We start from the raw sequence: 23619 nt of genomic DNA, 5'->3' as shown, positions 1-23619 counted from the left end.
AAGCTCAGGCGCGGGGCTTCGCCGCTGCCGCCTCGTGCTCGACGATGTCACCGCCCAGCAGGTGCACGCCTTCTCGCAGCTTCACGAACGCCGCCGCAACCGCCTCCGGTTCGCCCTTCACGCCCAAGTCAATGTGATGACGCGCATAAACGCCCCCGCGCTCGGCGTCGCCGACACTCGGCAGACTGAACACGCGCACGCCGGGAAAATCGTGTTCGATCTTTTCCATTAGCGGCGTGACGCGCGACTCGGGTAGCTCGAACACCAGCAAGGACTTTTCCGCGTGCGGCATGGCGTGATGCAGATGCGCGTAGTGGGTGTCCAGCACCCATTCGATCATCGGCCAGGCCATGACTGGAAAGCCCGGCACGAAATAGTGCTCGCGGATCGAGAAGCCCGGAATCTTGTTGTAGCCGTTCGGAATAATTTCCGCCCCTTGCGGATACGTGCCCATATTCAGCCGATGAAGATTCTCGGGCGAATTCAGGTCGAGCGGCGTCGCTGCGGTCGCCGGGTACATGTCGCGAATGCGCTCCTGAATCAGCTTCTGCGCTTGCGGATGCAATTCCAGCGGCACGCCGAGCGCAGCCGCCGCGCATTGACGCGTATGGTCGTCCGGTGTCGCGCCGATACCGCCCGTCGAGAACACGATATCGCCGGAGGCGAAAGTGCGCCGCAGCGTCGCGGTAATGCGATGCGGGTCGTCGCCGATATACTCCGCCCAGCCAAGCGACAAGCCACGCGCGCCCAGCAGTTCGATGACTTTCGGCAAATGCTTGTCGACGCGCCTGCCCGACAGAATTTCATCGCCGATGATGATGACGCCAAATGCCATTGCCGCCTCTTTGGTTATGTCGCTTGTTGATCAATAAGGAACCGGCGCAGTCTGCCGCATGCCCCCTGCCTCGTCCGCGCGCATGCGTTGCAGTGCCCGCAAACAGTAGTAGCCGAACCACAGCGCCGAAAACACGAGAATGAATGCATAAATCCAGATGGTCACCGCGGTGATGACCGGAAATAACACGATCAGCCACACCGACGATGCCCACAACAGTGTCGGCAACGAACCCAGCAACCCACTTGCGACGCCGATCAGCAGCAGCGGCAAGCGGAAACGCCGAACCAGTGCACGCCGTTCGTCGCGCGTCGCGTGCAGAGCGAGCGCGTCGTAGGTCATCACGCGATAGGTCAGCCAGCCCCACAGCAGCGGCGGAATCAACGCGAAAAACGGCGGCACCAGCCACAGCGGCAGCGTGACGATCAGCAGCACGAGACATACCAGCGTCGTCCACAGCGCTTGGCCGAGGCTCCCATACCACGTTCCGCCGCGGCGCATTTCGAGGCTTGGGAACTGACGAGTCGACAGGAAGCGGATCACGGCTGGCATCGACAGCGTGGCGATCAGCAGCAATACCGTGACGACGATCAGCGGGATCGTCATGGCAATCACAAGGAACGGCGCGATGGCCGCGTGCAGTCCGGAAAAGCCAAGCGAGTCGAACAGATGGTAGAGCGTGACGGTGAACGACCAGCTTTCAAGCCAGCCGCGCGTCGCGCCGATCAGCGTCTGCCACGAGAACCAGAGGATCACGCCCCACCCGACTGTTGCCGCGAGAAACGGCAGGAAGGTCAGCCAGAGCATGCGCGGGTGGAGCGCGCTTGCGAGCGCGCGCCCGAACGAGCGCAACAGATCATTCATGCGAGCCAGTGCCGGTGAATGCAACGATGAAATGGAGGAAGCGGCGCGCGGTCACAGAGTGCGGACCGTGAGCGCGAACGTGGACAGCATAAACCACGTGACGCGCCGCCGGGGAAACCGGCGGCGCGCGGAGAAACGAACCCTCAGGCTCAGACTGCGGTCGCACCGCCCTGATTGCGCCGCCGTGCCGACAGACGCCGGCCGATGCGCGCGAAGGCGAGCCAGTGCTGCGCCCAGAAACCTTCGCCGTAGACGCGGCCCTGAAGTTGGTCGCTGATACCGGTCGGCTCCATCTCGCGGCTCCACGACACGCTCCGGAACAGCATGTCCCACCACGGAAACAGCACGCCGAAGTTGCAGCCGTATTTCAGACCTTCGTGACCGTAGCCAATCGCATGATGGCGCCGATGGAATGTCGGGCTGACCAGCAGGCGCTCTCCGAGCCAGCCGAAATACAGGCGAATGTTGGCGTGCTGGACGCTTTGCGCGAGGTTCGTGATGGCGACCAGCACGACGAATTGCGACGGCGGCACGCCGATCACGAGCGCGATCACCGCGAAGAACGACGCCTGCAGCAGATCGTCGAGCAGATGGTTGCGGTCGTCGGCCCACAGCGACATTTGCTGCTGGCTGTGATGCACCGCATGCAACTCCCACCAGACGCCAATACGGTGCTCCCAGCGGTGATACCAGTAACCCGCGAAATCGAGCACCAGAAGATACATGACAAAAGTGACGAGCGGCTGCGTAGTCACGCCGGGCCACAGATTGTCGAACTCGATATTCGAGACGTCATGCAGGCGCAGCCACGCCTGCACATGGTCGAAAAACGGCTGCAGCGCAAAAAAGAAGAACAGGTTGAGAATGCCCAGCTTGGCGATCCACGTGTAGATCACGTCGACGCGCACCGCCTTGCGGTTCTCCCATTGCTCGACCGGACGCAGCGCTTCCAGCGGCCGCAAGATCGCGTACATGGCCAGCACTTCGAGGACGCCCACGATCACCCAATACAGGCTGTCGTACGTGTCTTCGTCGTAGTCCATCAGATTGAAGTGGAACAGCAGCGGCTGCACCACGTCGACGTACAGCAACGTCTGCAACGCGGAGACGAAGCTGTCGAGAGAAGACGAAATCAGATGGAACATGGCGCTGGTCGGGTTACTTCGATCATTGCGGCTCGCTCAAAAGCGGCTTGGATAGCTGCATTATCACGCGCCATTCGGCGCCGTGACCGGCGCACGATTAAAGAAATAGATGCCATGCGGCGAACGGCCCACCGCAATGGTCTGAATCAGCTTGCGCGTGTTCAGGTCGATGACGCCGACGTGCTTCGCGAAGCGGAACGTTACCCACAGATACCGTTTGTCGGCGGAAAGTTCCATGTCGTCCGGACCGGGCAACAAACCGGTGATGTCGCCGACATTGGTGAGCGAATCTTCGTCGATAATGCTGATCGTGCTTGCCACCCGGTTGGACACCGCGACGTGCTTGCCGTCGGCGAGCGAGCGGAAGTTGTGCGCGCCGTTGCCCGTGTGAATGGTCTTCACGATCTTCTGCGTGTGCCAGTCGATCACGGCCACGTAGTCGGCGCCGGTCATGCCGACGAGCAGATACTTTTCGCCCGGCGTCATCCAGAGCCCTGCGGGGACCTTGCCGACCTTCATTTTCCACTTGACGGTTTGCGTAGCCAGATCGATCGCGGCGAGTTCGCCGGAGACCTGCAGCGTGACAAACACCGTTTTGCTGTCGTTCGTGAACGCCATGTGGCTCGGCATGACCGCGAGCGGCAGGCGCGACGCGAGCGTCATCTGGTTCTTCTGGCCGTCGTAGTGATAGATATCGAGCCGGTCGAGGCGCAAACCAGTGGTGACGAGCCACTTGCGATCAGGCGAAAAGCCGATCTGGTACGGGTCTTCAATGTTTTCGACCCAGCGCTGCACCTGCCCCGACTTGGGGTCCACGAACATCAGGTTGTTCGACACCGAGTTCGCCACGATCAGCGACGAATTGTCCGGCGTCGCCATCAGGTGGTGGGGTTCCTTGCCGGTCGGTACAGTGCCGACAACCTGGCGAGTCGTCTCGTCGATAAGGCTCAGCGTGGCTTCGGCGGAATTCAGCACGATCACGTTGTTGGCATGGGCCGCCGGAGAAAAAACGCCTGCGGCGGCTACGAGAGCCATGCCCGCGGCGAACGTGGCTGTCACGCCAGAAAGAAAAAATTTACGCATGAAAACTCACTTCGGAGAACGACCGTCATTGTAGAACGTTTGCCCGGGCGTGCGGTTGACGCAGATCGTGGTGTCGCTCGCGGAAAATGAAGGGCCGGATGGGACGCTTGCCGAACGCTTGAATCTGCTCCTGATGCGCCAGCGGTGCGAGAAACGTCAGTCTCATTTACTCGCGAAAGCGATAAGACAATTTCCGCCCCGCATTATCAGAGCTGAGAATAATCTGGACTATTCTATATTCCACCTCGCTTTACAACCAGATTAATCGATCGATTTAAGACCGCTGAATTTATTTCGCATATTTTCGGATTTCGCTTATTTCCGCCGTTCGCAGCGCGCCTCGACAATCTCGCGCGCTCATCGTCCAACCCTCAATCCCGTGGACGTTTCGAGTGTGACGCAGATAATCCGGGCGTGGGCAACCACACGAAAGCAACAGCCAGATAACGGCAGCGAGCAGGCTTGCGTTAATAGCCGATATTTTCTGCACGCGACCTGATTAATGGGCGATGACGCCCTCTCCGATTATTTCGTCCACTCCGGCCACGACACAACTGCGCGGAGTTTCAAGACAAGTGAACAAAATCCATCAATCAATCTGGTGCGAAGCGACAGCAACCTGGGTAGCGACGCCGGAAACGTCAAGGGCGAAGACCAAGCGCCGTTCTATGCGCACGAAGCTTGTCGTACTGGCGGTTGTCGCGGCGGCTGCGGCATTGGGCGGGGCGAACGCAATGGCGGCAGGCGTCAATTCCACGGCCGTGGGACCTTTGGCAGTCGCCGCTGGAGATAACTCCGTGGCGCTGGGACTGAACGCGACCGCATCGGGTACGAGTTCCGTTGCGGAAGGTGCGGGTGCCGCCGCGGCGGGAGACAACTCGATTGCAGTGGGCTCGGGGGCAACAGCCTCCGGGTTAAATGCGATCGCACAAGGGGCGGGTTCCAGTGCTTCGGCCGAAAGCTCAACAGCGTTGGGCATGGGTGCGCTTGCAGAAGGCTATCGGTCGATTGCAGCCGGAACTGGCGCCGTGGCGTCGGGCGCCGATTCGGTTGCAACGGGCACTGCAGCCATCGCCGCGGGTGCCCACGCGGTTGCCACGGGCGTGCAGGCAAGTGCAAACGGCATCGACTCGATCGCCGCCGGGTCGGGAGCGCTCGCAGACAAGGATGGCAGCGCCGCCTTAGGCAGTGGCGCAGCCGCGACCGGAACGCAGTCGACCGCCCTTGGCTACGGCGCGAAGTCCAGCGCGATCGGCAGTGTTGCGCTTGGCTATGCGGCCACGGCGTCGGGCATTAACGCGTTTGCCGGTGGACCCTCGGCTACTGCCTCAGGCGGGAACTCCACGGCGCTCGGCTATGCGGCCCTGGTCACGGGCTTGAACTCGGTCGCGATCGGTTACGGCGCCGCAGCCTCCACAGACAACAGCGTCGCGCTCGGCGCCCAATCAGCAACGGGCGCGGACCTCAGCAAGCCCGGATATGTACCCACTGGCGCCGATCCTGCGACCATTGCGGCTACGGTCGCAAAGGGCGAAGTATCGATCGGCTCTCAAGACAACGAGCGCCGCCTGACGCATGTCGCGGCTGGAGCGGACGCAACCGATGCTGTCAACGTCAGTCAGTTGCAAGCCGCTACCGCAAGCGCGTCGCGTTACTTCAAGGCAAACGGCAACGGCCTGAACGATGGCACCGACGACGCATCGGCGACCGGCGTCAATGCGGTCGCCATCGGCAGTTCGGCACTTGCCGCGGGCGATGCAAGCTTGGCCGTCGGCACGAGTTCGCAGGCGCAGGGCGGCTACAGTACCGCCGTTGGTGGCTTTGCTAGTGCCTCAGGCGACGGTTCGACTGCGCTCGGCTATCAGGCAAGCGCCGTCGCCGCCAATTCGGTCGCCCTAGGCTATCAGGCAAGCGCCGTCGCGGCGAACTCGGTCGCGCTCGGTCAAGGTTCCATCGCCGATCGCGCGGGAACGGTCTCGGTCGGCTCGGCCGGCAACGAACGCCAGATCACCAACGTCGCTGCTGGCACCGAGGCAACCGACGCCGTCAACCTGAGCCAGTTACAAACGGTCAGTGCGAACGCGGCGCGCTACTTCAAGGCAAACGGCCTGAACGACGGCACCGACGACGCATCGGCGACCGGGGCCAATGCGGTCGCCATCGGCAGCTCGGCACTTGCCGCCGGCGATGCAAGCTTTGCCGCCGGCACCAGTTCTCAGGCGCAGGGTGGCTACAGCACCGCCGTTGGAGGCCTTGCCAGTGCGTCAGGCGACGGCTCGACTGCCCTCGGCTATCAGGCAGGCGCGGCGGGGCTCAACTCCCTTGCCGTCGGCTATCAGGCGAGCGCAGCGGCTTCCAACTCCGTCGCGCTCGGCTATCAGGCAAGCGCCGTCGCCGCGAACTCCGCTGCGCTCGGCCAGGGTTCCATCGCCGATCGCGCAGGAACGGTCTCGGTCGGCTCGGCCGGTAACCAGCGGCAGATCACGAACGTCGCAGCCGGCACAGCCGATACCGACGCCGTCAACGTGGCACAGTTGAAAGCCGTTAGCGATCAGGGCGCCGCTAACGCCGCGAAGCTCGACGGTGCGGTGATGTACGACCAGGATGCCAATGGCAACGTCGACAAAAACAGCGTCACGCTCGGTGGCAATGCAGCCAGCGGCGGCACCACGATCCATAACGTCGCCGCAGGCGTCGACGCTTCCGATGCCGTCAACGTCGGTCAACTGAACGCAGCGATCACCGGCGCCGTCAACAACGCCGTGGTCAACGCAGCGAATCCGTTCTTCAGCGGCGAAGGCAATCGCGACACCGAAGGTGCCGTGTCGTCGGGCCTGCACTCGGTCGCAGGCGGCGCGAACGCGCAGGCCACCGGCGTGAACGCCAGCGCAATCGGCGCGAATTCCATCGCAAGCGGCAACAACGCGACTGCGCTCGGCGCGGCCTCTACTGCTAGCGGCACGAATTCCGTCGCGCTGGGCCAAGGCTCGGTCGCGGATCGCGCGAATACGGTATCCGTCGGCGCCGCGGGTCAGGAGCGCCAGATCGCCAATGTCGCAGCCGGCGTGCAAGGCACGGACGCAGTCAACGTCAATCAGTTGCAGCAGAGCGCGAGCGGCGCGGTCGGCGAGGCGCGCAACTATACCGACGACCAGATCCGCTCGGCCCGACGCGACTCGTACGGCGGCACCGCATCTGCTCTAGCCATGGTCGGCCTGCCGCAAGCTGTGCTGCCTGGTCACGGCATGGTCGCGATGGCCGGCGGCACCTATGGCGGCCAGTCAGCGCTTGCCATCGGCGTGTCGCAGTTGTCGGAGACGGGCAAATGGGTCTACAAGCTGCAAGGCAGCACGGACTCGCGCGGGCAGATCGGCGCATCGATCGGCGCGGGTATGCACTGGTAAGCGAGTGTTGCCGGGCTGGCGCGCTGGCGTCCAGTCCGGCAGCGCGCCGTGCATCGCGGCGCTAAAAAATATGGAGTCAGCAGGGCGGCGCAAGTCCGGCGCCGGACTGCACACGTTCGCGCGTGACACCCGTCCTCCATAAGGAACGGGTGTCACGCGCTTTTTTTGTTCAGCGCGGTTGAAGGGGCAAGCGCACGAAGCGCCTGGGGCGCTTGAACTGCTTGAAGAGTTTCGAGGCGTTCGAACCGTTCGAACCGTTGCAAGCCCAAGACCCGCAGCAAGGCACGTCTCTCGACAACCATCCAAACCGGCATGCGCAGCGGAGCCCAACGCCCGAGCCACCGCCACGCATTACGCCCCCCCCACGACTCACCGCTGCATCGAATCCCACACCTTGTAAAGCCGCTTGACCGACACAGGCATCGGCGTGCGCAACTCCTGGGCGAACAGCGAAACGCGCAGCTCTTCGAGCAACCAGCGGAACTCGGACAAACGTGCATCGGGCACGCCGCCACGCTGCGCGACCGCTCGCTGATAGTTCTGCAGCAGTGGCTGGAACTCCGCGAATTGCCGTGCGTCGCGCGCGGGATCAGCCTTCAATTTGTCGATCCGCAACGCGATACCCTTCAGATAACGCGGAAAATGCGTGAGCTGCGAATACGGGGTGTCTACCACGAATCGCTTGCCGATCAGAGCGTCGAGCTGATTCTGCATGTCCGCGTGCGCAGCCGTGAACGACTTCGCCTGCACCAGCTTCTTCAGTACCGACGCGTATTCGCCGAGAATCTGCCCAACCAGCCGAGCGATCTCCTGCGCCAGCAACGTCAGCCGGCTACGTCCTTCATCGCGGCGCGTGTGGAAACTGACGTCGTCGTCGGGCAGCGGGTCCTGCAGGCAGGCGCGATCGAGCGCGGTGTCGATCAGTTGATCGCGCAACTCCTCCTGTGTACCGCGCGTCATGAACTGCATCGCCATTTCGCGCAAGCCCGGCAGATTTTTCTCCAGATACTTGATCGGTTCCTTCAACTGCAAAGCGAATAGCCGACGCAGGCCCGCCCGATGAATACGCGCGGCCTCATCCGGCGAATCGAACACCTCGACGTCGCAATGCGTGCCGCGGTCCACGAGAGCCGGGTAGCCGAATAATGTCTGCCCGCCGCGACGGATTTCGAGCAATTCGGGCAGCTTTCCGAAATTCCACGTGGTGAGATTTTCGTACAGCGCCGTGCCGCCCGCGCTACCTTGCGACGGCGTCTGCGGCGCCGGCGCAGCCGCGCCCTTCCCTCGTTGGGCCTGACCACTGGACGCGGGCGCAGTCCGCGGCGCTCCAGCAACTCCTGCTCCGTCCGCCCGTGAACCGGCCGCGTCCGCCAACGCCGCGCCCGCCGCGCTCGATGCGATCTTCTGGAAGTGCTGCTGGGCCTGGCCGCCCAGTTCGGCCCGTAGCTGCGACAGATTGCGTCCCATCGCGAGTTGCCGCCCGTGTTCGTCCACGACCTTAAAGTTCATGAACAGATGCGGCGGCAACGTCTCAAGCTTGAAGTCCGACTGTTTCAGCATGAGTTGCTTCTGCTCGCGAATATCGGCGATCAGCGCTTCGAGCAAACCGCCAGCACCAAAACGCGGCGGCCCATGCCGGTCGACGAAACCGGCCGCATATTCCGGCAGCGGCACGCAGTGACGCCGAAGCTTCTGCGGCAGCGACTTGAGCAGCAGTTGGGTCTTCTCCTTCAGCATGCCGGGTACGAGCCATTCGCAGCGCCGCGCGTCGACCTGGTTAAGTGCATAGAGCGGCACGGCGAGCGTGACGCCGTCGCGCGGAGAACCCGGCTCGAAGTGATAGGTGAGCGCCATTTCGACGCCCGCCATCGTCATCCGTTTCGGGAACAGATCGGTCGTCACGCCGGCAGCTTGGTGCCGCATCAGGTCGTCGCGCGACAGATACAGCAGGCGCAGCTTGTCCTCGGGCTGACCGCTTTTCTTCAGTTCATCGCGATACCAGCGCTCGAACGACGCGCCGGTGTAAATCCCCTTCGGCAGCGCCTGATCGTAGAACGCGAAGATCAGTTCGTCGTCGACGAGCACATCCTGGCGGCGCGACTTGTGTTCCAGTTGTTCGATATCGGCAAGCAGCTTGCGGTTGTGCGCGAAAAATCCGAGCTTGGTGTCGAACTCACCTTCGACGAGCGCGCCGCGAATGAACAATTCTCGCGCCCGCGCAGGGTCCTGTTTGCCGAAGCTCACGCGCCGCCGGTGATAGATCGGCAGCCCGTACAAAACCGCGCGTTCGAAGGCCGACACCTGTGCCGCACGCTTCTCCCAATGCGGTTCTGACAGCGACTTCTTCAGCAAATGCGAGCCGATTTTTTCGATCCACTCTGGCTCGATCTTCGCAATGCAGCGCGCGTACAAACGGCTCGTCTCGACGAGTTCCGCCGCCATGACCCACTTGCCCGCTTTCTTGACGAGCGCGGAGCCCGGCCACAGATAGAACTTGATGCCGCGTGCGCCGAGGTAGTAGGGCTCGTCGTCAGCTTTCAGTCCGATGTTGCCCAGGAGACCGGTCAGCAGCGCGAGATGGATCTGCTCGAAAGTCGCTTCAGCTTCGTTCAGACGCCAGCCGTGTTCACGCACCACCGTCAGCAGTTGCGAATGCACGTCGCGCCATTCGCGCAGACGCAATTGCGACAGGAAATTCTTCCGGCATTCCTCGTGCAACTGCTTGTTCGATTTCTTGTGCGCGATCGCTTCTTCGAACCAGTTCCAGATTTTCAGCCACTGCAGGAATTCCGAGCGTTCGTCGGCAAACCGGCGATGCGCCTGGTCGGCCTGTTCCTGCGCCTCGATCGGCCGGTCACGTGGATCTTGCACCGACAACGCGCTCGCGATGATCAACACTTCCTTCAGCGATTGCTGATCGCGCGCGGCGAGAATCATCCGGCCGACGCGCGGGTCGAGCGGCAGACGCGCGAGTTCGCGGCCGAGCGGCGTCAGCTGATTGTCGTCGTCGACGGCGCCGAGTTCGTTCAGCAGCTGATAGCCGTCGGCGATCGCGCGGCCTGGCGGCGGTTCGATGAACGGGAACGTCTCGATCGCCGTCAGATGCAGCGACTTCATACGCAAAATGACCGACGCGAGCGACGAGCGCAGAATCTCCGGATCGGTGAAGCGCACGCGGCTCTGGTAATCGCTCTCGTCATACAGGCGAATGCAGATGCCGTCGGCCACCCGCCCGCAGCGCCCTGCCCGCTGATTCGCGGCGGCCTGCGAAATCGGCTCGACCTGCAGCTGCTCGACCTTGTTGCGATACGAATAGCGCTTCACGCGCGCAAGTCCCGTGTCGACCACGTAGCGAATGCCCGGCACCGTGAGCGACGTCTCCGCCACGTTCGTCGCGAGGACGATGCGACGTGCGTTGGAGGTGCGGAACACGCGCTCCTGATCGGCGGCCGAGAGCCGCGCGAACAGCGGCAGGATTTCCGTGTGCGGCGGATGATGCTTGCGCAGCGCCTCGGCGGCGTCGCGGATTTCACGCTCGCCAGGCAAAAACACCAGCACGTCGCCGGGGCCTTCGCGGCATAGTTCGTCGACGGCGTCGACGATCGATTCCATCAGATCGCGGTCGCGCTCCTTGCCAGTCTCTCGCGGAGTCTTCGCACGTTCACGCGACGCCGGACCGCCCGATGTGCCTGACGTACCCTGCGCCGCCTTGACGGCGGGGCTGTCCTCTTCGATCGGACGGTAACGCACCTCGACCGGATAAAGCCGCCCGCTCACTTCGATTACCGGCGCGGGCTTTTCTTCACTGCCGAAGTGGCGCGCGAAGCGGTCGGCGTCGATTGTCGCCGACGTCACGATCAGCTTCAGATCGGGACGCTTGACCAGAATTTCCTTCAGGTAGCCGAGCAGAAAGTCGATGTTCAGACTGCGCTCGTGCGCCTCGTCGATGATCAGCGTGTCATACGCTTTGAGCAGCGGATCGGTTTGCGTTTCGGCAAGGAGAATACCGTCCGTCATCAACTTGACGGATGCACCCGGCGACAGGTTGTCCGTGAAGCGCACCTTGTAGCCGACCACTTCGCCGAACGGCGTGCCAAGCTCCTCGGCGATGCGCCGGCCCGTCGCCGAAGCGGCAATGCGGCGCGGCTGCGTGTGGCCGATCAAGCCTGAGCCGCCCGCCCCGAGGCCGCGTCCTAGCGCAAGGCAGATTTTCGGCAACTGCGTGGTCTTGCCCGAGCCGGTTTCGCCCGACACGATTACCACCTGGTTTTCGGCGATCGCCTTGGCAATTTCGTCGCGGCGGGCCGAGACCGGCAGCGCTTCGGGGAAGGTGATCGGCGGAACCGGATTCGGCTGAACCACGCGCGCCTCACGTGGGGCGCGCGGTTCACGGGGCGGTTGCTGGCGCGGCGGCTTTCCAGCCTCCGGCTGCCTGTCCTGCCCGCGCTGGTCACGCTGGCCACGCTGGCCACTCTGCCTGCGTTGTTCGCCGCGTTGTTTGCGTTGTTCGCCCCGCTGACGCGATTCAGGTGCGTCAAGCGTCTCGCCCGACGGCTCAGCGCCCTCGACATCCTTCGCCGTGCGCGACGGATTCTTCTGGTTGGAAGACGCCTGTGCGCGTTCGCCGGCACGATGCGGCTCGCGCGCCTTGCGAGGCGCGTCCGGGTTGCTTCGGTTCGCGTCCTTTTCAGGGCGGCGCTGCGCGTCGCCGGAGTTCGCCTGATCGGCGGCCGGCGCCGCATTCTCGTTCGCCGCGGCGGGACTTTTGGGTACATTCGACATGGGGGCGCATTATAATCCCCGGCATGAATTCCCAAACCGACCTCGTCCCCGCGCCCGCGAGCGTTCCGGCCCCCGCCGGAGCAACGGAAAACCTCGCACAGCACGCGCAATTCGTCGACTGGATGCGCTCAGTCGCCCCTTATATCCACGCGTTCCGGAATAAGACGTTTGTTGTCGGTTTCGGCGGCGAAGTGGTGCATCAGGGGCTCCTGAATGCGCTCGTGTCCGACATCGCGCTGCTGCAGGCCATGGGCATCCAGATCGTTCTCGTGCATGGCTCCCGGCCGCAGGTCGAAGAGCAGATGAGTCTGCACGGCGTCGAGTCGGAGTTTTCGCACGGCATGCGCATTACCGACGCCCGCGCGCTCGAATCCGCGAAAGAAGCCGCGGGCGAAGTGCGTCTGGATATCGAGGCCGCCATCAGCCAGGGCTTGCCGAACACGCCCATGGCGCACGCGCACATCAGCGTCGTTTCGGGCAACTTCGTGACGGCGCGCCCAGTCGGCATTCTGGACGGCGTCGACTTCGCGCACACAGGCGTGGTGCGCAAGATCGACGCGGATTCGATCCGCCATTCGCTCGCAAGCCGCAAGCTGGTGCTGTTGTCGCCGCTCGGCTTTTCGCCCACCGGCGAGGCATTCAATCTGGCAATGGAAGACGTCGCCTCGGCTGCCGCCATCGCCTTGCGCGCCGACAAGATCGTGTTCCTGACGGAAACGCCCGGCCTCATGCAGGCCGGCGAAGACGGCACCGAACTGATCCGCGAACTGTCGCTCGACGACGCGTACAAGCTGCACGAAAGCGGCGAAGTGACCGGCGACGCGGGCTTCTATCTGAAGCATTCGATCCGCGCCTGCCGCGGCGGCGTGGCGCGGGCGCACATCATCCCTTACGCGCTCGACGGCAGCCTGCTGCTCGAACTGTTCCTGCACGACGGCGTGGGCACGATGATCTCGTACGAGAACCTCGAAAGTCTGCGCGAAGCCACGCCGGACGACGTCGGCGGCATTCTCGCGCTGATCGAGCCGCTCGAGTCGGACGGCACACTGGTGCGGCGCGGCCGCCATCAGATCGAGCGCGACATCGACCACTTCTCGGTAATCGAGCACGATGGCGTGCTGTTCGGCTGCGCGGCGTTGTATCCGTACACGCAGGAGCGCATCGGCGAAATGGCTTGCCTTACAGTCGCGCCCGAAGCACAGGGCACCGGCGACGGCGAGCGCCTGCTCAAGCGCATCGAGCAACGCGCGCGGGCTCGCGGGCTCACGCGCATTTTCGTGCTCACCACGCGCACCGAGCACTGGTTCCTGAAGCGCGGCTTCGTCAAGGTCACGGTCGACGACCTGCCCGAAGATCGCCGCCGACTGTACAACTGGCAGCGCAAATCGCTCGTGCTGATGAAACAGCTCTGAGCGGCCCCATATAAAGCGACCGCCCGTCCTCGTATCGATTACGGTAATTATTTTTTATGGGACTGGAGTAAGTGCCGAAGCATTCACTCCGGTCGACACAGGAGAAGCACAGCATGACTCGTATGGTTCAATGCGCGAAGCTCGGCAAGGAAGCCGAAGGCCTCGATTTCCCGCCGCTGCCGGGCGAACTCGGCAAGCGGATCTACGAAAGCATTTCCAAGGAAGCGTGGCAAGCCTGGTTGAAGCAGCAAACCATGCTGATCAACGAAAACCGTCTGAACATGGCCGATCCGCGCGCGCGACAGTATCTGATGAAGCAGACCGAAAAGTTCTTCTTCGGCGAAGGCGCGGATACGGCGCAAGGTTACGTGCCGCCGCCGGCTGAGTGAGCGCAATTCGAGTGCTCCGCACTCGCAGCAGTAGCGACGAAATCCGCGCCAGGTGCGCGGATTTTTTTCGTCCCTCGCCTGCCGCGCAAACTCTCCAAACGGTACATTTGGTGCTCTTCCAGACGTCTTTTCAAGACTGTCTCGATCGCCGGAATCTCCCGCCCCGCAAGGGATCGAGCGCCGTCGCCAGACCGCGGAGCCAAAACCGGGTTTGCACGATCCTCTGTCATCGTGCTAACATGTGCGTCGTTCCAACAGCAATTCACCTACATTCGCGTTCTCTGACCTTGCGACCCGCCATGTGCCTGCACTGCGTGAGTCCATCGCGATGGAACAGTTTTTATACAAGAAGGCTTGTCGGTCGTATCGCGGTTTGAAGTCGCCCTTCGGTCATCCAGAGGGGCACTCAGGCGGCGAATAAAGCACCGGCCTTTTTCGTTTCAAGCCTTCCAGTGGCGTAGGTCCGGCCTCCAGCCGTCTGCGTCCTCATGCATCTGCCCCCCTCCACGGCCACGCAGGTGCAACAGTCAACACAATTTAATCGAGTGTTTTTTCGCGACCTGGCTCGCGAGGCACGGGCGTTTGCTGCTATTGCCGCGCTTTCGCGTTTCTTTTCCGACGCGCGCCCACTCTTTCGCCTTCGCGGCGCAAGAACGCCATCGCCCCGTTTGCGAAACTGCACTTCCCAGCAACCGTGGCGGAACGCATCATGAGTTTCGTCGCAGTCATCGGAGTTTTACCTTGACCGCTTCCAGCAACGGCTTCTGGCGACATCACAAACAAGAACAACGCCTTTCTCTCGACGACATCACCGTCGTCGATAACTCGCTCCTCAAACGTGCCGTCGGCGCCATGGCGCTCGGCAACGCAATGGAATGGTTCGATTTCGGCGTGTACAGCTACATCGCTGTCACGCTCGGCAAAGTGTTCTTCCCTTCGTCGAGCCCTTCTGCCCAGTTGATCGCCACGTTCGGCACGTTTGCCGCCGCATTTCTCGTGCGCCCGGTCGGCGGCATGGTGTTCGGGCCGCTCGGCGACCGTATCGGCCGTCAGCGCGTACTCGCAATGACCATGATCATGATGGCGATTGGCACGTTCGCGATCGGGCTGATCCCGAGCTATGGGTCGATCGGCATCCTCGCGCCGGCGCTGCTGCTCGTAGCGCGTCTGGTGCAAGGCTTTTCGACCGGCGGCGAATACGGCGGGGCAGCCACCTTCATCGCCGAATTTTCGACCGACAAGCGGCGCGGCTTCATGGGCAGCTTCCTTGAGTTCGGTACGCTGATCGGCTACGTGCTCGGCGCAGGCACGGTTGCTGTGCTGACCGCGACGCTGTCGAACGACGCGCTGCTGTCGTGGGGCTGGCGTGTGCCGTTCCTGATCGCCGGTCCGCTGGGCCTGGTGGGTCTTTATATCCGGATGAAGCTCGAAGAAACGCCCGCGTTCAAGAAGCAGGCCGAGCAACGCGAAGCCGAAGACAAAGCACTGCCGAAGCAGTCGCTCCGCAATCTGCTCGTGCAGCAATGGAAGCCGCTGCTGCTGTGCGTCGGCCTCGTGCTGATCTTCAACGTGACCGACTACATGGCGCTCTCGTACCTGCCGAGCTACCTGTCGGCCACCCTGCACTTCAACGAATCGCACGGCCTTTTCATCGTGCTGCTGGTGATGGTACTGATGATGCCGATGACGCTCGCAGCCGGCCGTCTGTCCGACACGATCGGCCGTAAGCCGGTGATGCTGTTCGGCTGCGTGGGTTTGTTCGCGCTGTCGATTCCTGCCCTGCTGCTGATCCGCATGGGCACGCTGGTGCCCGTGTTCGGCGGCCTGATGATTCTCGGCGTGCTGCTGTCGTGTTTCACGGGGGTGATGCCGTCGGCACTGCCGGCGCTGTTCCCGACCAAGATCCGCTATGGCGCGCTGGCCATCGGCTTCAATATCTCGGTGTCGCTGTTCGGCGGTACGACGCCGTTGGTAACCGCATGGCTCGTCGATCGCACCGGCAATCTGATGATGCCTGCGTACTACCTGATGGGCGCGTCGCTGATCGGTATCGTCTCCGTGATGGCACTTCGCGAAACCGCCCGCAAGCCGCTGCTCGGCTCGGGCCCTTGCGTGGCGACGCGCGCCGAAGCGCATGCAGTACTGCGTGGCGAACGTGAAGCCGAAGAGATGGACGAACGCTACGCAGCCACTGCTACGGCGCGTGCGTGATTGCCTGCGGCGCGGTAGCCGCGGTGATGCGACGCGATTCCTTCGGGAGTCGCCGCTAACCGCGGTATCAGGCTTGATTGCGCTAATCGCGCTAGCAAAGCCGACTTTCCGCGCGGCATTCCAGTTACATCGAAAGTAGACGTACGACGGGCCGGCAGATTTGCCGGCCCGTTTTCATTTCAGCAGCAGATCGAACCTCGCCTGCGCGCGCGATCCTTCGACCGTCAGGATGCCCGCCGACACCGGCAGCTTGAAGCGCCGCGGCCCCGCACTGCCGGGGTTGATGAACAGCATGCCGTCGCGCTCGGTGATCGACGGCTTATGCGAATGGCCGGTCACCACCACGCCGATACCGTCGTTGCGCGGATCGGCTGGCACGTCGGCGATGTCATGCACGACAAGAATCGCGACCTGCTGCACATTGAGCGTCGCATGCGTAGGCAGCGACGCGGCCCACTCGCCGGTATCGTTATTGCCGCGCACGACGGTGAGCGGCGCGATATGACGGAGCGCTTCGAGCACGGCCTCGTTACAGATGTCGCCCGCGTGGATGATGGCGTCGCAGCCCGCGAGATATTCGAGCGCTTCGGGACGCACGAGGTTGTGCGTGTCGGAGATGAGACCGATGCGGCTCGACGGCGCGCGGCGAGTAGATGAAGTCATGACGACAGTATCCGTGAAGCTCGGGGCTGGTCGCAATTAGCCTCGTTGCACGCAGACTAGCTGCGCAAGGGCGATCGCCCGCAAGCACCGGCAAAATCAATCCACCGTCTGCTGCAACGATGTCTCACGCGACACCGCTTGCGGCGGCCGCCTCGAATCCAGCATGCGCCGCGTCGCGCCCTGCACGACGACGGAAATCGCCGACGCACACGCAAAGCTCAGCCACACGCCATAGCGCGGCAACATCGCCGCTGTCACCGCGAAGAACGCCGCAAACGAGCCGCGCCCGATCACCATGCCGCGCATCAGCAACGCAACGAAGCCAGGGCCGTGTTCACGTTGCGCCGACACGGCGAGCACGATGCCGAGCAACGGAAACACCGATAGCAGGCCGCTCCACGTCGCACCCATCGACGCGGAAAGGCTCGTGACAGCGAGCGTCAGCAGCGCGCCGGCAAGCATGCGCATGGCAAGGTCGGCCGCGCCCAGGCGTCCCGCCGGCACGTGCCCCGACACGCGCGGCAAGGCGCTCTGCGAAACCGCGACAGCTACGCAAGCCGCGCCCACCGCCCAGACGAGCGAGTGACGCAGATGCACGAGCAACAGCGCCGCTGTCAGCCACCCGCTCATGCCCGCAGCCAACGCGAGCGGCCACGGCGACCGGCGGCAGCTCCATGCGTATGTGAAATTGAATGCTTCCGATGCGGCAATCGCCGCAATCGAGGCGACCGACGCCTGCGCTGCGAACGACGGTCCGCGCTCCAGCGCGAGCAGCAGAACGATCGGTCCTGCGACGACCGGCAGGCCCGCGAGCCATCCCGCGACCGACGGTCCCCACAAGCGTCCCGCGATCGTCAGCGCGGCGAGAAACGCCGGCACGAGCGCGAGCTTTAGCGCAAGCACGCTCAGGCTTCCATCACATGCTCAATGCGCCGGTCCGGCACCAGCCACCATGCCGCAGCAAGCGCGTAGAGCGCCGCCGAAATCCACGGCGCGACGAACGCGAGCGCAATGCCCGCCAGATAAATCGCCACCGACACTTTTCCTTTGATGTCGTTGCCCACCGCCTTTGCGAGCGTCGAGTCACGACCGTGCGCACGGATCAGCGTGCGCGTCAGGATGAAGTACGCGATGGCCGACATGAACAGCACGGCGCCGTACATGGCAGTCGGCCACGAGGCCAGATGATTTTCGCCGACCCAATGCGTGACGGCGGGAAGCAGCGACAGCCAGAACAGCAGATGCAGATTCGCCCACAGCACGCCGCCGTTGACCCTTTGCACCGCATGGAACATGTGATGATGATTGTTCCAGTAAATGCCCACGTAGATGAAGCTCAGCACATAGGCGGCAAATACTGGCACGAGCGGAGTCAGTGCGGCGAGATCGAAGCCTTCAGGTACCTTGATTTCCAGCACCATGATCGTGATGATGATGGCGATCACGCCATCGCTGAAGGCTTCGACACGTCCCTTGCCCATCGGCTGTTCCTCGAATGAATGCGATTGAATGCGATTGAATGCGGGGCGATTATCCGCGATGCCGCGACGCTTTGTCGATGCGCGCCGCGCTCGCATTACTTCATCGGCTTCAGACCGTCGAGCAAAGTCGGCACCAGTTCGCTGATGGTCGGGTGAATGTGCATCGCGTATTGCAAGGTGGGATACGGCGCGCCTGCCGTCATGATGTCGATGAAGGTATGAATCGCCTCGTCGCCTTCTATACCGTGGATCGCCGCGCCGAGAATCTGCCGGGTGTGCGGGTCGGCAAGCACCTTCATGAAACCGTCGGTCTCGCCGCGCTCGCGGGCGCGGCCCACGCGCGACATCGGCATGGTCGCGATCAACGCGTCGCGCCCGCTCTTGCGCACGTCGTCCTCGGAAAGGCCCACGCGCGCGAGCGGCGGGTCGACGAACACCGCGTACGCCATGATCCGTTTGTCGACAGTGCGCGTGCCGCCATCGAACAGATTGGCCGCGACGATCTGGTAATCGTCGTAGGACGTATGCGTGAACGCGCCTCGCCCGTTGATGTCGCCGATCGCCCACACGCCCGGCACGTTGGTGCGCAACTGGCCGTCCACGGGAATCGTGCCGTGCCGGTCGGTCTCGATGCCGGCTGCGGCAAGACCGAGATCGTCGGTATTCGGTTTGCGGCCGGTTGCGAACAGCAGATGCGACGCCTCGAGCGCCGGAACATTCTGCTCGAAGCCGATACACACTTCGTTCTCGCGATGGGGATGCGGCTCGACGCGCGAAGGCTGCACCCCAAAACGGAACTCCACGCCTTCGCGCGCCAGCACGCTCTGCACCGACTCCGCAAAGTCGGCGTCCTCGCGCGTCAGCACACGATCGCCGCGCACCAGCACCGTCACTTCGCTGCCGAAGCGGCGAAACACTTGCGCAAATTCGAGCGCGATATAACTGCCCCCGACAATCACGAGCCGGCTTGGCAACTCCGTGATCTCAAGCAGACTCGAGTTGGTGTAATAGCGGGCTCGCTCGATCCCTTCAAGCGGCGGCACCACGGCACGCGTGCCCGTATTGAGGAAAATCTCGTCCGCGCTCAGTTCGTGCAGCACAGCTCCGTCCGGCCCGCTGACTGCAATCGTGTGCGGCCCGGTGAAGCGAGCATGGCCGTTGAACACCGTGACGTTCGGAGCGCCTCGCAGCCAGGCCTCCACTCCGTCGTGCGACTGGCCCACGATCTTGTCCTTGCGCGCCTTGACCGCCGCCATATCCACGCCGACCGCGCCGCCAATGTGCACGCCGAGCCTCGCCGCATGGCGCGCCACATGTGCCGCGCGGGCGCTCGCCACATACGCCTTGGTCGGCGTGCAGCCGACGTTCACACAGGTCCCGCCGAACGCCGCGCGCTCAATGACCGCCGTGCGGCGGCCGCTTTTGCCAAGACGCACGGCGAGCGGCGCGCCGCCCTGTCCCGTGCCGATCACAACCGCGTCGAAGTGCTGTGCCATCGCAAGTCTCCTGGGGCTCAGATGCAGGTCGTTGCATCTTACGCCCAGTCTTCAGCGCGGTTATGTCACGCTGCCGATCCTCGCGGATTGAGAACCCTCGCGACATACGCCAACGCGGCGCGCGGATCACGTCGCCGCATATACATCCGCCAACGCGCGCGCATACGCGCTCGCTCCCACAGGCCGGCTGTATAGATAACCCTGCTGTTTGTCGCAATCGATCGAACGAAGGAATGCGGCCTGCTCGGGCGTCTCCACGCCTTCCGCGGTGACGTTCATGCCGAGCGAATGCGCCATCGCCACCACGGCCTGCGTGATCGCGATCGAATCGCGATGATCCGGTAAGCCCGCCACGAACGACCGGTCTATCTTCAGGTTGTGCAGCGGAAAGCGTTTCAGATACGACAGCGACGAATAGCCGGTGCCGAAGTCGTCGACGGAAATACGTACGCCCGTCGCGCTCAACGCGAGCAGCATGGGCAGCACGGTGTCGCTGTCGCTCATCAGAAGCCGCTCGGTGATTTCCAGTTCGAGCGCCGCCGGCTCGAGCCCCGAGTGGTCCAGGCAGCGCCTGATCCGCTCCACCAGACCGTCGTTGAACTGGCGCGGCGACAGATTCACCGCGACGATCAGATCCGGCGCGAGCGTGCGCCGCCATTGCGCCGCCTGCTCGCAGGCACGGGCGAGCACCCAGTCGCCGATCTCGACGATCAGGCCCGCGTCTTCCGCAACCGGAATGAATTCGGCCGGCGAGACATTGCCCAGTTCGCTGTTGTACCAGCGCAGCAGTGCCTCAGCGCCGATGGTCCGGCCGGCGTGACTATCGACGATCGGCTGATATACGAGACTGAGCTCGTGGGCGGCAAGTGCGCGGCGCAGCGACTGCTCGATCAGGAACCGGCGTTGCAGTTGCTGATTGAGCTCCGCCGTGAAGAACTGGAAGTTGTTGCGCCCGCGCTGCTTCGCGTGATACATCGCCGAGTCGGCGTTGCGCATCAGCGTAGGGGCGTCCTGGCCGTCTTCGGGAAAGCGGCTGATGCCGATCGACGCGCCCAGGTAGTACTCGTTGTCCGCCACCGCGAACGGCACCGCGATTTCCCCGAGGATGCGACGCGCCAGGCCGACTATCTGCTCGTTGCATTCGCAGGCGCTCGCCACGATCACGAACTCGTCGCCGCCCACGCGCGCGAGAGTATCGTCCGGGCCGACGCAGCCGGCAAGCCGCTCGGCGACCCGTTTCAGCAACGCGTCGCCGGCCTCATGACCGGCCGTGTCGTTGACCTTCTTGAATCCGTCGAGATCGACGAAGAGCACGGCAACGCTCGTCAGCTCGCCGCTGCAGTTCGGGTAGCCGGGCGCGAACAGGCTGTTCATGCGCTCCGTCAGATAGGCCCGGTTGTAGAGCCCGGTGAGGGAATCGCGCGTCGCGAGAAATTTCAACTGGCGCTGCGCCTCGCGCACCGGGCCGATGTCGGTAAACGAGATCAGCACGGAGTCGGGCTTGCTCTCGCCGGGCTTCAGAATCGGCACGACGTTCTCGGTGATCCAGATCACTTCGCCGTTCACCAGTTCGAGCGCCAGTGTGACGCCGAGCATCGGCTTGCCGCTCGCAAGCACCTGGGCGACAGGCCGCTCATGCTCGGCCACGGGCGAGCCGTCCTCGTGAAAGCCACGCACCATCACCGTGCGGATGCTGCGCCCGACGATCTGCGGACCGGTGCGCAACATGCGTTGCGCGCTCGGATTGCAGGCCAGCACGACCCCCGCGCGAGACTGCACGACAATGCCCTCGATCAGATGATCGACGACCAGCCGGTGATGCTCCTCGCTGTTCGCAAGCCGCTGCGCCATCGCGTCCTGATGCACGGCGAGCCCGACGCTGCGGCTGATGTCGCGCAGCATCGTCTCTTCCTGCGCGGTAGGACGGCGCGGCTCGCGATAATAGACGGCGAACGCGCCCAGCACCGCGCCGGCGTCATTCTCGAACGGCACCGACCAGCACGCGCGCAAGCCGTACGCCAACGCAAGCGCACGGAAATCCGCCCACAGCGAATCCGTCTCGACGTCCTCGACTACCACCAGCCGCCGCTCGTACATCGCGGTGCCACAGGAGCCCGCCCTCGGACCGATTGGCACACCGTCGATCGCCGTGCTGAATTCCGCCGGCAACGACGGCGCGGCGCCCATCTTCACGTGGGCGCCGTCGTCGTCGAGCAGCAGGATCGAGCACGACGCGCCCCCGCCCAGCAGCGCTTCCGCGCGGTGGCAAACTTCTTCCAGCAATTCCGGCAACGGCGTATTGCGCGTGATCAGCCGCAACACGCTACGCTCCGACGCCAACACCTCTTCGGCCAGATCCGGCCGGTAATGGCCGGCATCGGGCGTCGCTCCTACGTCCATGCGTGATGTCGCTTCGCGGTTCATATATGCGCCCCCCAACCCAACATCGGCAAGAAAGCGTAAGCAGCGCATCAGGGTATACCCGATAAGCGTGAAGATGTCCGCCGGGCGTGCTTCCATTTACCCTGCATTGCGCGATCTGAGGTGTCGGGTGGACTCGCGCGAGGCAACATCTGGTAATCACTCGCGGTAAGTGCCGCGTTTTTCCGGCGTCTCGATCGCACGGGATCGGACGATCATCCGTTGCATGAAAAAACATGCATCGCGGGAATCGTCATGAAAATCGTCCGCTCCGTTCTGATCGCCGCGCTGCTGATCGTGCATTCGTCCGTTCAGGCCGCAAGTTTCAACTGCACGAAGGGCCATTCCTTCACCGAGAAGATGATCTGCAGCGACACGGCGTTGTCGCGTCTTGACGACACGCTCGGGCAGCTCTACTGGAAAGCGCGCCGACGAGCGCCGGATCGGCGCGGCTTCATCGCCGACAGCGACAGCAAATGGGCCTGGCGCGAGGCCAATTGCCGGGACGCGGCATGTCTCGGGACGTGGTACGCAACACGTATCGACGAGCTTCAGCAGTTGCTTGGGAGCCTCCCAACGGGCGGGCAGCCTGCGCTCGCCCACCCCCCGGAACCTGCCGATGCGCTCAAGCCCACGCCCCCGGAGCGCTCACGCAAGCCGTCCGTGCCCGCGAGTCCCGCTGTCGAAACGGCAATGCGTCAATGCACGGCCGCGAATCCGGGTATCGCGATCGGCGAGCAGTGCCCGAGCGTCATCAAGCAGAACGACGGCCGGTGGAAATACCGGCCGCATGGCGGCGACTGGTTCTGCGGCATCGCGATGCTGGAACCGAGCTAGCGGCTATTCCAGAACCTGCGCTGCACGTCCATCACCTCGGACTCGACTTCGGCGACCGGGCCGATCACCTCGACGCGCTTCTGACAGTGATCGAAGACATACCGGCAATCGACGCTCATTGTCGGGTTCTCCGCGTGATCGCCGGTCGCCTCGAGCAGCCGCTTCTCCGTCATGCCGAACACCACCCGGCCGATGTTCGCCCAATACATCGTGCCCGCGCACATGCAACACGGCTCGACCGACGTATACAGCGTGCAACTCCACAAGTAGGCGGGCGTGAAGTTGAGCGCCGCCACGCGCGCGAGCACTGACTCCGCATGGTTCACGGTGTCGACGTTGCCCTGCTCCATCAACACGGTTTCCTGGTCCGGGCCGACCAGCACCGCGCCGAACGGGTGATGCCCGAGCAGCGTCGCCCGCTCGGCGATCCGGCTCGAATGCCGCAGATGCCGCACGATCTGCTCGTGCGTCGGCGTCAAGCCCTGCGGCGGAAAGCCAGCCGCATCGGCGCCGGCTGTTGCGCTCATCTCCGCGCTCGGAACAGTCAGACTCACGGGTGTACTCCTTCTTTACTGTCGGCAGGCTGGGAGGCTCGA

At 63.6% G+C, this 23619-nt stretch carries 16 protein-coding genes; 5 read left to right on the top strand and 11 right to left on the bottom strand.

From position 1 onward, the window contains the following. Positions 1-4: 4 nt before the first annotated feature. The 4 genes from OH764_RS05080 to OH764_RS05065 form a co-directional block, all read right to left on the bottom strand. On the bottom strand, positions 5-835 hold the full coding sequence (locus OH764_RS05080) for a competence/damage-inducible protein A (RefSeq protein WP_498848257.1): 831 nt from the start codon (positions 833-835) through the stop codon (positions 5-7). A gap of 30 nt (positions 836-865) precedes the next feature. Further along, positions 866-1699: an EI24 domain-containing protein gene (locus OH764_RS05075; RefSeq protein WP_498848256.1), complete on the bottom strand. Its 834-nt coding sequence runs from the start codon at positions 1697-1699 to the stop codon at positions 866-868. A gap of 149 nt (positions 1700-1848) precedes the next feature. Then, the gene (locus OH764_RS05070) at positions 1849-2844 is read right to left on the bottom strand and encodes a sterol desaturase family protein (protein WP_498848255.1); all 996 of its coding nucleotides are present in this window, start codon (positions 2842-2844) and stop codon (positions 1849-1851) included. A gap of 63 nt (positions 2845-2907) precedes the next feature. Next, positions 2908-3927 (bottom strand): beta-propeller fold lactonase family protein, encoded by a 1020-nt coding sequence (locus OH764_RS05065; protein ID WP_498848254.1) that lies wholly within the window; start codon positions 3925-3927, stop codon positions 2908-2910. A 575-nt stretch (positions 3928-4502) separates the two neighbouring features. On the opposite strand from OH764_RS05065, the gene OH764_RS05060 reads away from it, so the two are divergent. Beyond that, positions 4503-7331 (top strand): YadA-like family protein, encoded by a 2829-nt coding sequence (locus OH764_RS05060; protein ID WP_498848253.1) that lies wholly within the window; start codon positions 4503-4505, stop codon positions 7329-7331. Positions 7332-7700: 369 nt separating this feature from the next. Here OH764_RS05060 and hrpA read toward each other — a convergent pair whose 3' ends face one another. Further along, positions 7701-12113 carry an ATP-dependent RNA helicase HrpA family protein gene (gene hrpA / locus OH764_RS05055; protein WP_498848252.1) on the bottom strand — a complete coding sequence of 1471 codons (4413 nt, stop codon included), beginning with the start codon at positions 12111-12113 and terminating at the stop codon, positions 7701-7703. A gap of 23 nt (positions 12114-12136) precedes the next feature. Here hrpA and argA point away from each other — a divergent pair, with 23 nt between their 5' ends. The 3 genes from argA (at position 12137) to proP (ending at position 16125) form a co-directional block, all read left to right on the top strand. Continuing rightward, a complete protein-coding gene (gene argA / locus OH764_RS05050; RefSeq protein ID WP_020065469.1) occupies positions 12137-13525 on the top strand; it encodes an amino-acid N-acetyltransferase in 1389 nt (462 codons plus the stop codon). Between the two features lie 113 nt (positions 13526-13638). Further along, positions 13639-13914 (top strand): oxidative damage protection protein, encoded by a 276-nt coding sequence (locus tag OH764_RS05045; RefSeq protein WP_027775455.1) that lies wholly within the window; start codon positions 13639-13641, stop codon positions 13912-13914. Positions 13915-14655: 741 nt separating this feature from the next. Beyond that, complete coding sequence (gene proP / locus OH764_RS05040; RefSeq protein ID WP_498848251.1) at positions 14656-16125, top strand: MFS transporter; 1470 nt, start codon at positions 14656-14658, stop codon at positions 16123-16125. A gap of 174 nt (positions 16126-16299) precedes the next feature. On the opposite strand, the gene OH764_RS05035 is transcribed toward proP, so the two are convergent. The 5 genes from OH764_RS05035 to OH764_RS05015 form a co-directional block, all read right to left on the bottom strand. Continuing rightward, on the bottom strand, positions 16300-16788 hold the full coding sequence (locus OH764_RS05035) for a metallophosphoesterase family protein (protein ID WP_498848250.1): 489 nt from the start codon (positions 16786-16788) through the stop codon (positions 16300-16302). 96 nt (positions 16789-16884) lie between these two features. Next, positions 16885-17691: a hypothetical protein gene (locus OH764_RS05030; RefSeq protein WP_498848249.1), complete on the bottom strand. Its 807-nt coding sequence runs from the start codon at positions 17689-17691 to the stop codon at positions 16885-16887. A 2-nt stretch (positions 17692-17693) separates the two neighbouring features. Next, complete coding sequence (locus tag OH764_RS05025) at positions 17694-18269, bottom strand: TMEM175 family protein (protein ID WP_498848248.1); 576 nt, start codon at positions 18267-18269, stop codon at positions 17694-17696. Positions 18270-18364: 95 nt separating this feature from the next. Beyond that, positions 18365-19765, bottom strand: coding sequence for a mercuric reductase (locus tag OH764_RS05020; protein ID WP_498848247.1), 1401 nt, complete (start codon positions 19763-19765; stop codon positions 18365-18367). 126 nt (positions 19766-19891) lie between these two features. Further along, entirely contained in the window at positions 19892-22189 is a 2298-nt protein-coding gene (locus OH764_RS05015) for a putative bifunctional diguanylate cyclase/phosphodiesterase (protein ID WP_498848246.1), read from the bottom strand. Between the two features lie 252 nt (positions 22190-22441). Between OH764_RS05015 and OH764_RS05010 the strand changes: the two genes are divergently transcribed. Beyond that, positions 22442-23023, top strand: a complete 582-nt coding sequence (locus OH764_RS05010; RefSeq protein ID WP_498848245.1) for a lysozyme inhibitor LprI family protein — start codon at positions 22442-22444, stop codon at positions 23021-23023. Here the strand turns inward: OH764_RS05010 and OH764_RS05005 are convergent. Next, complete coding sequence (locus OH764_RS05005) at positions 23020-23550, bottom strand: nucleoside deaminase (RefSeq protein ID WP_020065460.1); 531 nt, start codon at positions 23548-23550, stop codon at positions 23020-23022. The two genes, OH764_RS05010 and OH764_RS05005, sit on opposite strands and share 4 nt — an antisense overlap. Positions 23551-23619: the final 69 nt, after the last annotated feature.

The sequence above is a fragment of the Burkholderia sp. M6-3 genome (assembly GCF_050858985.1).
GTDB lineage: Bacteria > Pseudomonadota > Gammaproteobacteria > Burkholderiales > Burkholderiaceae > Paraburkholderia > Paraburkholderia caledonica.
Note: the sequence above shows the minus strand (reverse complement) of the source record. Positions and strands in the feature narration are given on the sequence as shown.